Origin of the sequence: Flavobacterium sp., from assembly GCF_021151785.1 — a bacterium.
GTDB lineage: Bacteria > Bacteroidota > Bacteroidia > Flavobacteriales > Flavobacteriaceae > Flavobacterium.
On record NZ_JAGKWP010000073.1, the window covers coordinates 1 to 12,457 of the forward strand.

The following is a 12,457-nucleotide window of genomic DNA, read 5'->3' on the forward strand; positions in this document are numbered from 1 at the left end:
TTCTGAATGAGGCCAATCCTGTTCTTTAATATCGTTAGGAATAGATTTATCCTTTTCTTTCATAGTTACTTTGTTGTTAGTATTTTCGTTGGAGAATAAATCTATTTGCTCTTTTATGTTTTCTTGTTTTGTGAAAATAGAGTCAGTAGTATTTTCTAATAAAGTATTTTTTGGAAATGTTCCTTTTCCATTTAGTATCCACAATACATCAACTTCTGGAAAATATTCCACAATTTTTAAAATAAAATCTAAACTAGGTTTATTTCTACCCGCAAGTAGGTGAGAGATAGTAGAGCGTTGCACTTGAATTTTGTCAGCAAAGGAAGATGCAGATAATCCATAGTACTCAAATAGCTGTTCTAATCGCTTAATAAAATCTTCTAAAATCATAATTTACAAAATTACATTTGTTGTTTACAAATGTAATAAATTTAAAAACACAACTACTATTTACAATTGTAAATTTGATAACGAGTGGTAAAATATATAAACTTATAGTTTAGTTAAATAGAATTAATTAATTGATTTTTAAATAAATAAATTTTTATGTATAAATAAAATTAATTTTGTAAACAAACATGAGTATTTAATGTTTACAATTGTAAAAAAGAAGGCTTTTTCAACTGTTTACAATTGTAAATTTATTTCTATTTACATTTGTAACATGAAAAATGATTTACATTTAGCAACAAAATTTTTATATCATCCAATAAAAGGTCGATATGTTGTTTTAGATCAAATTGACACTTTTTTGAAAACATTTCATTCAGCTTTTAAAATAAAAGAGATTGGTAAGTCTGAGTTAGGTAAAACTATTTCATCCATTACATTTGGTCAAGGTAAAACTAAGATTTTAATTTGGTCTCAAATGCACGGTAATGAATCTACCTCAACAAAAGGATTAATTGATTTTTTGAATTATTGTCGAATAGAGCCTAGTTTTTATTCATTCATTAAAGAAAAATTCATGGTTTGCGTAATTCCAATGCTTAATCCTGATGGTGCTGAGTTGTATACAAGAGAAAATGCTAATAAAGTAGATTTGAATAGAGATGCTTTAGAGTGTACTCAAAAAGAGAGTTTAATTTTAAGGCAATTAGTAAATGAATTCCAACCTGATTATTGTTTTAATATGCATGATCAGCGAACTATTTTTGGTTTAATAGAGACTCAAAAACCAGCAACTATGTCTTTTTTAACAGCAGCATTTGATGAAACAAGAACATTTAATGAAACTAGAGTTAAAGCTGCAAACATTATAAATGGAATAGTTAAAAATTTAAGCAACTATATTCCTGGTCAAATAGGAAGATTTGATGATTCTTTTAATTTGAATTGCACGGGCGATTATTTTACGAGTATTGGTATTCCTACAATTTTATTTGAAGCAGGACATTTTCAAGATGATTATGAGCGAGATGAAGTGAGAAAATATGTTTTTATTTCTTTGTTATCAGCATTTTACTCTATTAACGAAAACGATATAGCTACTAGTGTTTTAGAAAATTATTTGAATATTTTTCAAAATAACAAATGTTTTGTTGATATAATTTTTAAAAATGTGAAAATTTTTGAGAATAATGTAGAAAAAAATATTAACTTTGCAGTACAATATTCTGAGTTTCTGAGAGGGAATAAAATTGATTTTGAAGCTGTTATTTATCAAATTGTAAGTGAAACAGAATTGTTTGGACATCAAGTTTATGATGGAAAAGGTGAGCTATTTGATTCTATATATGGTAAATTTCCTAAAATAGGTGAGAAAGCAAATTTCCATATTGGAAATAGAGAATTTGTTAATGGAAAGTTAGTTGGTTAAATATATAAATAGATTATTATGAGTAAGTTTCGTTTAGATGAAGTAGATCATCAAATTTTGGATATGTTAATTGATAATACCCGAATTCCTTTTACTGATATTGCTAAAAAACTATTGATTTCTGCCGGAACTGTTCACGTTAGAGTAAAAAAGATGGAAGATGCTGGAATTATTCAAGGTTCTTCTTTAACATTAGATTATGAAAAATTAGGTTATTCTTTTATTGCTTACGTGGGTATATTTTTGCAAAGTACTTCGCAAACTAAGTTTGTTTTAGAACGTATAAACGAAATTCCCTTTGTAACAGTTGCTTCGGTTACTACTGGGAAATTTAATATTTTTTGTAAAATAAGAGCAAGAGATACAAGTCATGCAAAAGAAGTAATTTTCCAAATTGACGATATTGATGGAGTATATAGAACAGAAACGATGATATCATTAGAAGAAAGTATTAATGATAAGAAACGTTTGATGCATACAATTTTCAAAGATTTATAAAAAAAGCTCTCATTTGAGAGCTTTTTTTATGTTATACAATGTAAATTTTAAAAAGTAATTTAATTTGTTCTAAATCTGATTTAAAATTTCTATTAAAGTTTTAATTTCTTCAATAGTATTAAAATGACTAAATGATATCCGAAGCGCAGGATGTTTTATAGCTTCTTCACTCAAAAATTCTGCTAAAACATGTGAAGGTCTTGAACTTCCACTTTGACATGCACTTCCTCTTGAAACAGCAATACCTTTCATATCTAATTGAAATAATAGCATAGCAGCCTTGTCTTCACTAATAGGTAAACTTACGTTTAAAATATTGTAAAAAGTATTTTCTCCATTGATTACAACTGCTGGAAAAATAGTTTTTAGTAAGTTGACGCACTGTGTCTTTAACTCAGAAATATATGCTCGTTCCTCATCTAAATTTAAATAGCTTAAATCCAAAGCTTTAGCCAATCCAGCAATTTGATGTGTTGCTTCTGTACTTGCTCGTAATCCTTTTTCTTGTTCACCACCATAAAATAGGGGGTCTATCAGGATACTCTTTTTTATGTAAACAAAACCAATCCCTTTGGGACCATGAAATTTATGTGCACTAGCAATGATAAAATCGATTGGAGTTTGACTTAAATCTATTTCGGTTTTACCAACAGATTGAACAGTGTCACAAAAGAAATAAGCCTTATTAATACTACATAATTCACTCATTTTTTTGAGATCTAATATGGTGCCAATTTCATTGTTTACATGCATTAAACAAACGGCAGTTTTTACGGGTTCTTCAAGTAATTTTGATACTACTGAAATGTCTATATTTCCATTATTTAAAATAGGAACATAAACGACTTCCAAATTGTGAACTTTCGCAAGATGTTCAACAGTATGTAATGTTGCATGATGCTCAATTTTACTTGTGATGAATCGCTTTATACCAAGTTTAGTTACTAATTGGCTCAAAATCCAATTCGTCGATTCTGTAGCGCTACTTGTAAAAATAATTTCTTGAGCAGAACAGCGTAAGTGCTTTGCAATAGTTTTTCTTGAAGTTTCAACAATATTCTTAGCACTTCTGCCAAATGAATGTGTAGAAGAAGGGTTGCCAAAATCGTTTTTTAAGACTCGTACCATTTCATCTATTACTTCAGTACGAAGTGGGGTTGTAGCGGCATTGTCTAAATATATTTTTTGCATGATTTAATTTTGTTTGATGTAAATTTCCATAGCTCCCAATCCATATCTGTTGTAATTCGCTTCTTGAATGGATACATTCTCATATCTATTCAATAAAAATTCTAATTCAGATTTTAAAACTCCTTCACCAACACCATGAATAAGAACTACTCTTTGGTATCTTTTTGAAATAGCAAATTCAATGGCTTTTTTAGCTTCATCTAATTGAATTGACAACTTATCAAAATTGCTCATATGTTGATGTTTACCAGAAATTATTTTCTCCAAGTGTAAATCAACTTCAAAAATCATTTGCTCTTTTTTTGAAGGCTTTATAAGTGGTGCTTTATTTTTTTTACTTGGTTCTTTCTCAGCCAAAATTTGAGCCACACTTTTATTGAATTGAATAGGGGTTTCTTCTTTCGAAACTTTTATAATTTCATTAGGTTTATATTCTAAAATAAATCCTTCTGTAGTCTCTATTTTGATGTATTGATGTTGACCAAAGCCAATGACTTTTCCTTCTAAAGAATCGTCTAATACCATTACAGCATCACCAATTAAAAATATTGTATCCATTATCATTCCTAGCATTTAAATGTCAAAATTATGAAAAACAAGAGTTATATTGAACTAAAATTTAATTTTAATAACATTAGAATTATGGTTTATTTGAAAATAGAACTAAAATAGATACTTTTGTTCGTTAGCAATATTTATTTTATGGCAATAAGTGTAGTTGTAATTGATAATTATGATAGTTTTACATATAATTTGATTCATTATCTAGAAGATTTAGGAGCTGATGTAACAGTTTTTAGAAATAATGAGTTTCAATTGAATGACTTATTACCGTTTAATAAAATTTTATTATCTCCTGGTCCTGGAATTCCTGAAGAAGCAGGATTACTTAAAAAGGTAATTGAGCATTATGGAAATTCTAAAGATATTCTTGGTATTTGTCTTGGTCTTCAGGCAATAGGTGAAGTTTATGGGGCTAAACTTTTAAATTTAACCAATGTAGTTCATGGCGTTTCTTCATTAATTTCTGTTGTAAATCAAGATATTATTTTTGAAGGTTTACCAGCTACAATCGAAGTAGGAAGATATCATTCATGGGTCGTTTCGCAAGAAAATTTGCCCAATGATTTAATCATTACTTCTGTAGATGAAAACAAACAGATTATGTCACTAAAGCATACTGAATTCAATGTGAGAGGTGTTCAGTTCCATCCTGAAAGTATTATGACACCACAAGGCAAATGGATGTTGAAAAATTGGCTTCTCCATTAAAATTTATAACTCAATCTTTTATTTTTTGTTTTTTTTTAACATATTAAACACTTGTTTAAATTAAACGTTTGTTTAAATTTGCATCAAAATTAAAAGATGAAGTCTAATAACATAAAAAAGACTGAAATATTAAACGTAGCTGAAAAACTGTTTTCTATAAATGGTTTTGATGGCACATCCGTACGAGATATTGCAACAGAAGCAGGGGTTAATGTAGCAATGATTTCTTATTATTTCGGTTCAAAGGATAAATTGCTTGAAGCTTTATTACTTTATCGTATTGAAGGCTTGCGTTTAAAAATAGAGGAAGTTTCCAAGGAATCAATAACGCCAATTCAAAAAATGGAAAAAGTGATTGAGTTATATATTACCCGAATTCAGGCCAATCGCTCCATTTATAATATTATTCACTCCGAAATAATTATCAAAAAAAGAGTAATGGAGTGTCGAGAATATAATGAAATTAAAGAGCATAACATTGAATTTCTTCGTTCAATTGTAAAAGAAGGGCAAGACCAACAGGTATTTGTCAAAAATGTTTTGGTGGAATTAATTCCTCCTTTGATTATAGGTTCATACATACACTTTGAAACCAATAGCAATTTTTATAAAGAATATCTTCAATTAAAAACAGAAGAAGCCTACATTAATTATATAAAAACGACTTTTTTAAGTCATATTAAACGAACCATTCTTGCTTTATTAACTAATGAAAAAGAGTAAATTATCCCTATGTTTTTTTCTGTTCTCCTTGATTTTAACTCAGGCTCAAGAACGAAAAGTTTTAACACTCAAAGAAGTTATTGAATTAGCTTCGAGTAAAACAACGGCTGCTCAAGTAGCTGATGCCAAAGTAAAAACTAAAGAATTAGAATTTCAAGTTGCTAAAAACAGACAATTACCCGATTTAAAAATTTCTGGTCAATATCAAAGATTGTCTTCTGCCAATGTAAATTTGAAATTAAATAATTCATCTTCTACAACTTCTGCATCGTCACAACAAAATGCAAAAGTCAATCAGCTTATGTTAGGTAATGCTACACTATCTTATCCATTATTTGCTGGGTTTAAGATAAAAAATAATGTTGCTTTATCTCAGCATTTGTTAGAAGCTGAAAAAAATGTAGCAGCCTATTCTAAAGAAGAAGTAGCACATGAAGCTATTACCATATATTTGAATTTATATAAAGCTCAACAAAGTCAAAAATTGATTCAAGAAAACATTAAGCGAGCTACTCAGCGAGTGAGAGACTTTAAAGCTATGATGGACAATGGAATCATAGCAAGAAATGATTTTTTGAAAGCGGAATTACAGGTTTCTAATTATAAAGTTGCTTATGAAGAAGCTGTTTCTAACGAAGAAATCTTGAGTTATCAATTGGCTTTATTACTAAAGTTGGATGAAAATTCACATTTTGAAATTAAAGATAAAGAAATGGCTTTAATTGAGTCTTCCCTCAATGAATGGAATCGAAAAGATATCAAAGCCATGACAGCACAAATTGAAGCAGCAAAAAATAATGTAAAAATCGCCAAAAGTAATTACTATCCTTCTATTTCTTTAATGTCGGGGTATATTGCCTTAGATTTACAAAATGTATTGACTGTTTCTAATGCCATGAATTTTGGTGTAGGTGTTTCTTATGATGTTTCTTCATTGTTTAAAAATAATAAAGAAGTGAAAGTCGCAAAAAGTAAAGTTGAAGAGTTAGAGTTACATCTTAATCAGTTAAATGATCAAGTTAAAATCGAAGTTAAGTCAGCTCAAACTAATTTCAATTTAGCAAAAGAGCAATACAAAGTATATCAAGAAGCAGTTAATCAAGCTTCAGAAAATTTTAGAATTATTAAAGATAAATATGATAATGGTTTGGCTGATACAAATGATTTGTTAGAAGCAGAAACCCAACAATTACAAGCACAAATTTCAGAAACTTATGGAAGAGCAAATATTGTTTTGAAATACATGGATTTACAAGCAGCTCAAGGAACATTATTATCTACTAACAAAAATTAATCAAAAAATATGGAAACGAAAAAGACAAATAAAAAATTCACATTAATATTAGGTTCTTTTGTAGTATTAGGTCTAATATATGGTATTTACAAATTCAATCATGCACAAGGTCATGAAGAAACGGATGATGCTCAAATTGAGCAGAATATGACACCTATAATTCCTAGAGTAGGAGGTTATATAAGTAAAGTATTTGTTAAAGATAATCAAATGGTAAAAAAAGGAGATACACTTTTTATAATTGATAATCAGGATTATTTAGTAAAAGTGAATGAAGCAGAGGCTGCTTTGTTAGCTGCTAAGAATTCGTTTGAAGTTTCTAAAGCAGATGTAGATGCTGCTGCTGCAAATATTTCTATTTCAAACGCAACAATTCAATCAAATACTGAAAGTATAGAAATGGCAAAAGTTCGTTTAGAGCGAGCTTCGAATGATTTTGAACGTTATTCTAATTTATATAAAAATCAGTCTATTACTAAGCAACAATATGAACAAGCGTGGGCAGCTAAACAAGAAGCATTAAAACAAGTAGAAATGTTGAAACAACAGAAAATTGCAAGTGCTAATCAGAAAAATGCAGTAGTATCAAAAATAACAGTTGCTTCTAAACAAACTCATGTTGCTAACGCCAATATTAATAGAGCGCAAGCTGCATATGATGCTGCTAAATTAAATTTAAGCTATACTATTATAACAGCTTCAGTAGATGGTCAAGTATCTAATATTGATATACAAGTTGGGCAATTGGTACAACCAGGCCAAGCTTTATTCTATTTAGTTAATAATCAAGATACTTGGGTTGTAGCTAATTTTAAAGAAACGCAATTAAATAAAATGCGTGAAGGGCAAAAAGTAACTTTAGAGGTTGATGCTTACCCAGATGATTCTTTTGAAGGCGAAATCGTTTCTTTTTCACCAGCAACGGGTTCAAAATTTTCGATTTTACCTCCGGATAATGCTACAGGAAATTTTGTTAAAACGGTACAACGTTTACCAGTAAAAATTAAATTATCAAATTCAAATGATAAAGAAAAAGTAAAACTATTACGACCTGGAATGAATGTATTTGTTGATGTTCACGTAAAATAAAACATTTTGGAAACAGAAAATTTAGTTGAATACGGTTACAGAAGAGTAATTATTACCATTACAGCAATTCTTTGTGCGCTTTTAGAAATTGTAGATACCACAATTGTAAATGTAGCACTGAATGATATGCGTGGAAGTTTAGGTGCTACCTTAACAGATGTTGCTTGGGTAATAACGGCATATGCAATTGCTAACGTAATTATTATTCCAATGACGAGTTGGTTATCACAACAATTTGGTCGAAGAAACTATTTTGCAGTATCAATTGTAATTTTTACTGTGGCTTCGTTTTTATGTGGAAATGCGAGTAATATTTGGGAGTTGGTAATGTTTAGATTTATTCAAGGTATGGGAGGTGGCGCCTTATTGGTAACTGCACAAACCATTATAACCGAATCATATCCTGTTGAAAAGCGGGGAATGGCTCAAGCTATTTATGGAATGGGAGTTATTGTAGGGCCAACATTAGGACCACCTTTAGGAGGTTATTTAGTTGATAATTTTTCTTGGCCATATATTTTTTACATCAACATTCCAATAGGAATTATAGCTACATTACTTACCTTAACCTACGTTAAAAGTCCAAAATATGGAGAAAAATTGAAAGCCAATCAAGTGGATTGGTGGGGAATTCTTTTTTTAACAGCTTTTATAGGCTCGCTACAATTTGTTTTGGAACATGGTCAACAGGATGATTGGTTCGAAAACCAAACAATAGTTGTCTTATCTGTTGTTTCTTTTGTAGGTTTATTATTGTTTATTTGGAGAGAATTGGTTTATAAATATCCTATTGTAAATCTTAGGGTATTGAATGATAGTAATTTAAAAATTGGAGTAATTCTCTGTTTTATTTTAGGTTTTGGATTATATGGTTCTACTTTTGTAATTCCTATTTATACGCAAGCAATTTTGGGTTGGACAGCTACTGATGCAGGTTTACTCTTAATACCTAGTTCAATTATGACTGGAATCATGATGCCAATTATTGGTAAGCTTATTCAAAAAGGAATTCCCCAAACTTACATGGTTGCACTAGGATTTTCTATCTTTTTTGGATTTACCTTTTGGATGTATTCAATCATGACTCCTGATACAGGTAGTGAGCATATGTTTAATCCTTTACTTTTAAGAGGAATTGGTCTTGGTCTTTTATTTGTACCAATTACTACATTGTCTCTATCGAGTTTAAAAGGACGTGAGATTGGTGATGGTGCAGCATTTACAGGTATGATGAGACAACTTGGTGGTTCTTTTGGTATTGCAATTATTACCACTTATATTGCGCGTTGGTCACAAAATCATAGAGTTGACCTCATAAGTCACTTAAATGGTTCTAGTTTGACTGTGCAACAGCGAATAGAACAATTAAAATTAGGTTTTATTGCGAAGGGATATTCATCTAATGAAGCCTTAGATAAAGCTTATAAAATAATTGATTTATCAGTAACTAAACAAGCAACCGTATTGTCTTATATGGATGTATTCATGTTTTTAGGTATTATGTTTCTAGCTTGTATTCCTATTGTCTTGTTCGTAAAATCGGGCAAAAGCAAAGTTGATTTATCAAATGTTCATTAATAAGGTTTTTATTTGAAAAGACCTCTTTTCTATGCTTTTTGAAAGAGGTCTTTTATCTTGTAAAAACTAATTTTTGTTCACTACTTAAATTAGCATCAAACGCATACCCTTCATAATTAAATAGTTTTAACTGTTCAATAGTTTCTACTTCATTATCAATGATAAAACGTACCATTGAACCTCTTGCTTTTTTTGCAAAAAATGAAATAATTTTAAGTTTTCCATCTTTATAATCCTTGAACTCAGGTGTAATTATTGGAACTTTAAGTGTTTTAATATCAATAGCACTAAAATATTCATTACTAGCTAAATTTATAAAAAGTTCACCTTGTTTAAGTTCTGAATTTAGTGCATTTGTTAGTGTCTTTTTCCAAAATTCGTATAGATTTTTACTAACTCCTATTGAGATATTAGTGCCCATTTCTAATCGATACGCTTGTATTAAATCTAATGGCTTTAATAAACCATATAATCCAGAAAGAATTCTCAATTTATCTTGCAACTTAGATAATTTGTCTATCGGTAAAGAATAAACATCTAATCCAGAGTAAACATCACCATCAAATGCATAAACAGCTTGTCTTGCATTTTCAGGAGTAAAAGGTAATGTCCAATTTTGATTTCTTTGCCAATTTAATTCGGCTAATTTTTCAGAAATATCCATTAAAGCCATGAGTTCTTTTGGTTTTTTCTTTTTTAGCGTTTTTTGGATGGTTTCAGCTTTTTTTAAGAAGATGGCTTCACTAAAGGAATCTGTAGGAACCTTTTTTTCAAAATTTAATGATTTAGCTGGAGAAATAACAATTTTCATAGACATTATATTTTTGTCAAAATTAAGCATTTTTAATAAACGTAAAATTATCAACTATAAATTCTAAACATACTTAAATTGATGTTAGCAATGAAATAAAGTATTAAAAATCTATTTTGTGTTTGCTTTTGAAATGTGTATCTTCGCTCTATGATTCAAGTAGTATTATTAGGTTCGGGAAATGTAGCTACACATCTATTTCAGGCGTTTAAAAAATCGAATGAAGTAGAGGTTCTTCAAGTTTTTTCTCGTTATTATTCTCCTGATTTTCCCAAAGAGATACAAACTTGTGAGTACCAAGAGTTGCATAAAGCAGATATCTATATTATTTGTGTAACTGATTTAGCCATTCATGAGGTTTCTGAATCATTACCTTTTAAAAACGAATTGGTTGTTCATACTTCTGGTACATCAGCCATAACAAGTTTAGATGCAAAAAATAGAAGAGGTGTTTTTTATCCTTTGCAAACATTTTCAAAAACAAAAGCTATCGATTTCTCTGAAATTCCAATTTGTCTTGAAGCAGAAAATGAAGATGATTTCAAAGTCTTACAAAAAGTTGCTCTTGCTATTTCAAAAAAAGTACATCCTGTTTCTGATGAGCAACGAAAAGCATTACATGTAGCCGCTGTTTTTGTTTGTAATTTTGTTAATCATTTATATGTTATAGGAAATGAGATTTGTGAAAACAATGATATTCCTTTTTCTATTTTACATCCTCTAATAAAAGAAACTGCTTCAAAAATTGAAATTTTATCACCACAATTGGCACAAACAGGTCCAGCTATTAGAAGAGATAACGAAACGATAGCTAAGCACTTAGCTTTTTTAAGAGAGGAAAATCAAAAAAATATTTATCAATTACTGACTCAATCTATACAACATGTCAAAAAGTTATAAAGAATTAATGAACGATATCAAAGCTTTTGTTTTTGATATTGATGGTGTTTTAACTGATGGAACAGTGCATGTTTCTCAAGATGGACAGTTATTACGTCAAATGAACATTAGAGATGGATATGCCATGAAAGCTGCTGTGGATAAAGGATATCCTATATGTATCATTTCAGGAGGAAGTAATGAAGGAGTTCGAGTTCGTTTACAAAACCTAGGAATTAAAGATATTCATCTTGGTGTTTCTGATAAAGTTGAAAAGTTTTATGAATTTTGTGATGGTTATCAAATCAAACCGGAACAAGTGCTTTATATGGGTGATGATATTCCTGATTATTTAGTTATGCAAAAAGTTGGTTTATCTACATGTCCTCAAGATGCTTCTCCTGAAATTAAAGGCATTTCTAAATATATTTCTCATGTGAATGGAGGTAGAGGAGCCGTTCGAGATGTAATAGAACAAGTAATGAAAGTACAAGGAACGTGGATGGATGATTTTTCAGCCAACTATTTTTAACATTGTCACAATTATATATGAAAGATTTTTTAAAATTAATTCGAATTGAAAATTTAGTAATGATTGCTTTAATGCAAATCATTGTTCGTTATACTTTTTTAAATTTTGCTGGTTTAATTCATGGTTTCAGTGATTTAAATTATGCTTTATTAATTATTGCAACTATTTGTATTGCTGCTGCTGGTTATATAATAAATGATATTTATGACGTGGAAGTAGACTATATCAATAAACCTGATAGAGTTTATGTTAGAAAAACTATTTCTGAAAAAATGGCATTTAATTGGTATTTTGCTTTAAATATAATTGGAGTAGGTATAGGGGTATATTTGAGTAATCAGGTGAATCGTTCAGCAGTGGCTGCTATATTTGTAATATGTTCAGCCTTATTGTATGTATACTCCAATGGTCTAAAGCAAATTCCTTTAGTAGGAAATGCAATTATTGCTTTTTTAGCATCAACAAGTATAATTGTCATTATTTTATTTAATATATTCCCCTACATGTTTGGTTTTAATAATGATCAAATGACAAATATGATGCATTTTTTATTGCAATATGCAGTAATGGCTTTTTTAATAAATTTTGCTCGTGAAATGGTAAAAACAATTGAAAATTATGAAGGAGATCAAGCTTGCGGAATTTCTACATCCGCTACCTATTTTGGTATTAATCCAACAAAAATATTAATTTCATTAACTCTAGCTGGATTACTAGGTTTTTTAATTTACTTTATTTACAACAATCTATTTCATTTAACATATGTTATTA

General features: G+C 29.4%; 14 protein-coding genes. 10 read left to right on the forward strand and 4 right to left on the reverse strand.

The annotated features are described in order from the left end of the window. A partial coding sequence (locus tag QZ824_RS08280) for a helix-turn-helix transcriptional regulator (protein ID WP_291275560.1) occupies window positions 1-393 on the reverse strand: 393 nt, incomplete at its 3' end. Between the two features lie 271 nt (window positions 394-664). Here QZ824_RS08280 and QZ824_RS08285 point away from each other — a divergent pair. Further along, a complete protein-coding gene (locus QZ824_RS08285; protein ID WP_291275548.1) occupies window positions 665-1,819 on the forward strand; it encodes a M14 family zinc carboxypeptidase in 1,155 nt (384 codons plus the stop codon). Window positions 1,820-1,837: 18 nt separating this feature from the next. Next, a complete protein-coding gene (locus QZ824_RS08290; RefSeq protein ID WP_014388434.1) occupies window positions 1,838-2,317 on the forward strand; it encodes a winged helix-turn-helix transcriptional regulator in 480 nt (159 codons plus the stop codon). 69 nt (window positions 2,318-2,386) lie between these two features. Here QZ824_RS08290 and QZ824_RS08295 read toward each other — a convergent pair whose 3' ends face one another. Further along, window positions 2,387-3,508 (reverse strand): cysteine desulfurase family protein, encoded by a 1,122-nt coding sequence (locus QZ824_RS08295; protein WP_291275549.1) that lies wholly within the window; start codon window positions 3,506-3,508, stop codon window positions 2,387-2,389. A gap of 3 nt (window positions 3,509-3,511) precedes the next feature. After that, window positions 3,512-4,066 carry a Smr/MutS family protein gene (locus QZ824_RS08300; RefSeq protein WP_291275550.1) on the reverse strand — a complete coding sequence of 185 codons (555 nt, stop codon included), beginning with the start codon at window positions 4,064-4,066 and terminating at the stop codon, window positions 3,512-3,514. Between the two features lie 144 nt (window positions 4,067-4,210). Here QZ824_RS08300 and QZ824_RS08305 point away from each other — a divergent pair, with 144 nt between their 5' ends. The 5 genes from QZ824_RS08305 to QZ824_RS08325 all read left to right on the forward strand — a co-directional run bounded on the left by QZ824_RS08305 (window position 4,211) and on the right by QZ824_RS08325 (window position 9,464). Beyond that, window positions 4,211-4,780 (forward strand): aminodeoxychorismate/anthranilate synthase component II, encoded by a 570-nt coding sequence (locus QZ824_RS08305; protein ID WP_291275551.1) that lies wholly within the window; start codon window positions 4,211-4,213, stop codon window positions 4,778-4,780. 96 nt (window positions 4,781-4,876) lie between these two features. Next, window positions 4,877-5,503 (forward strand): TetR family transcriptional regulator, encoded by a 627-nt coding sequence (locus tag QZ824_RS08310; RefSeq protein ID WP_291275552.1) that lies wholly within the window; start codon window positions 4,877-4,879, stop codon window positions 5,501-5,503. After that, complete coding sequence (locus QZ824_RS08315) at window positions 5,490-6,797, forward strand: TolC family protein (protein ID WP_291275553.1); 1,308 nt, start codon at window positions 5,490-5,492, stop codon at window positions 6,795-6,797. The genes QZ824_RS08310 and QZ824_RS08315 overlap by 14 nt, the downstream gene beginning before the upstream one ends. A 9-nt stretch (window positions 6,798-6,806) precedes the next feature. Next, window positions 6,807-7,886 carry an HlyD family secretion protein gene (locus tag QZ824_RS08320; protein ID WP_291275554.1) on the forward strand — a complete coding sequence of 360 codons (1,080 nt, stop codon included), beginning with the start codon at window positions 6,807-6,809 and terminating at the stop codon, window positions 7,884-7,886. A gap of 6 nt (window positions 7,887-7,892) precedes the next feature. Continuing rightward, window positions 7,893-9,464 carry an MDR family MFS transporter gene (locus QZ824_RS08325; RefSeq protein ID WP_291275555.1) on the forward strand — a complete coding sequence of 524 codons (1,572 nt, stop codon included), beginning with the start codon at window positions 7,893-7,895 and terminating at the stop codon, window positions 9,462-9,464. A gap of 52 nt (window positions 9,465-9,516) precedes the next feature. Here QZ824_RS08325 and yaaA read toward each other — a convergent pair whose 3' ends face one another. Then, window positions 9,517-10,275 (reverse strand): peroxide stress protein YaaA, encoded by a 759-nt coding sequence (gene yaaA / locus QZ824_RS08330; protein ID WP_291275556.1) that lies wholly within the window; start codon window positions 10,273-10,275, stop codon window positions 9,517-9,519. A gap of 150 nt (window positions 10,276-10,425) precedes the next feature. Between yaaA and QZ824_RS08335 the strand changes: the two genes are divergently transcribed. The 3 genes from QZ824_RS08335 to QZ824_RS08345 form a co-directional block, all read left to right on the forward strand. After that, entirely contained in the window at window positions 10,426-11,175 is a 750-nt protein-coding gene (locus QZ824_RS08335) for a Rossmann-like and DUF2520 domain-containing protein (RefSeq protein WP_291275557.1), read from the forward strand. Then, window positions 11,159-11,686 (forward strand): HAD family hydrolase, encoded by a 528-nt coding sequence (locus QZ824_RS08340; protein ID WP_291275558.1) that lies wholly within the window; start codon window positions 11,159-11,161, stop codon window positions 11,684-11,686. The genes QZ824_RS08335 and QZ824_RS08340 overlap by 17 nt, the downstream gene beginning before the upstream one ends. Before the next feature lie 17 nt (window positions 11,687-11,703). After that, a partial coding sequence (locus tag QZ824_RS08345; protein ID WP_291275559.1) for a geranylgeranylglycerol-phosphate geranylgeranyltransferase occupies window positions 11,704-12,457 on the forward strand: 754 nt, incomplete at its 3' end.

What these genes read in the sequence shown, in the direction of transcription:
- yaaA (WP_291275556.1), bottom strand. Translation starts at nt 10,275, where the DNA reads ATGAAAATTGTTATTTCTCCAGCTAAATCATTAAATTTTGAAAAAAAG.
- QZ824_RS08320 (WP_291275554.1), top strand. Translation starts at nt 6,807, where the DNA reads ATGGAAACGAAAAAGACAAATAAAAAATTCACATTAATATTAGGTTCT.
- QZ824_RS08340 (WP_291275558.1), top strand. Translation starts at nt 11,159, where the DNA reads ATGTCAAAAAGTTATAAAGAATTAATGAACGATATCAAAGCTTTTGTT.
- QZ824_RS08285 (WP_291275548.1), top strand. Translation starts at nt 665, where the DNA reads ATGAAAAATGATTTACATTTAGCAACAAAATTTTTATATCATCCAATA.
- QZ824_RS08300 (WP_291275550.1), bottom strand. Translation starts at nt 4,066, where the DNA reads ATGGATACAATATTTTTAATTGGTGATGCTGTAATGGTATTAGACGAT.
- QZ824_RS08290 (WP_014388434.1), top strand. Translation starts at nt 1,838, where the DNA reads ATGAGTAAGTTTCGTTTAGATGAAGTAGATCATCAAATTTTGGATATG.
- QZ824_RS08335 (WP_291275557.1), top strand. Translation starts at nt 10,426, where the DNA reads ATGATTCAAGTAGTATTATTAGGTTCGGGAAATGTAGCTACACATCTA.
- QZ824_RS08295 (WP_291275549.1), bottom strand. Translation starts at nt 3,508, where the DNA reads ATGCAAAAAATATATTTAGACAATGCCGCTACAACCCCACTTCGTACT.
- QZ824_RS08305 (WP_291275551.1), top strand. Translation starts at nt 4,211, where the DNA reads ATGGCAATAAGTGTAGTTGTAATTGATAATTATGATAGTTTTACATAT.
- QZ824_RS08310 (WP_291275552.1), top strand. Translation starts at nt 4,877, where the DNA reads ATGAAGTCTAATAACATAAAAAAGACTGAAATATTAAACGTAGCTGAA.
- QZ824_RS08315 (WP_291275553.1), top strand. Translation starts at nt 5,490, where the DNA reads ATGAAAAAGAGTAAATTATCCCTATGTTTTTTTCTGTTCTCCTTGATT.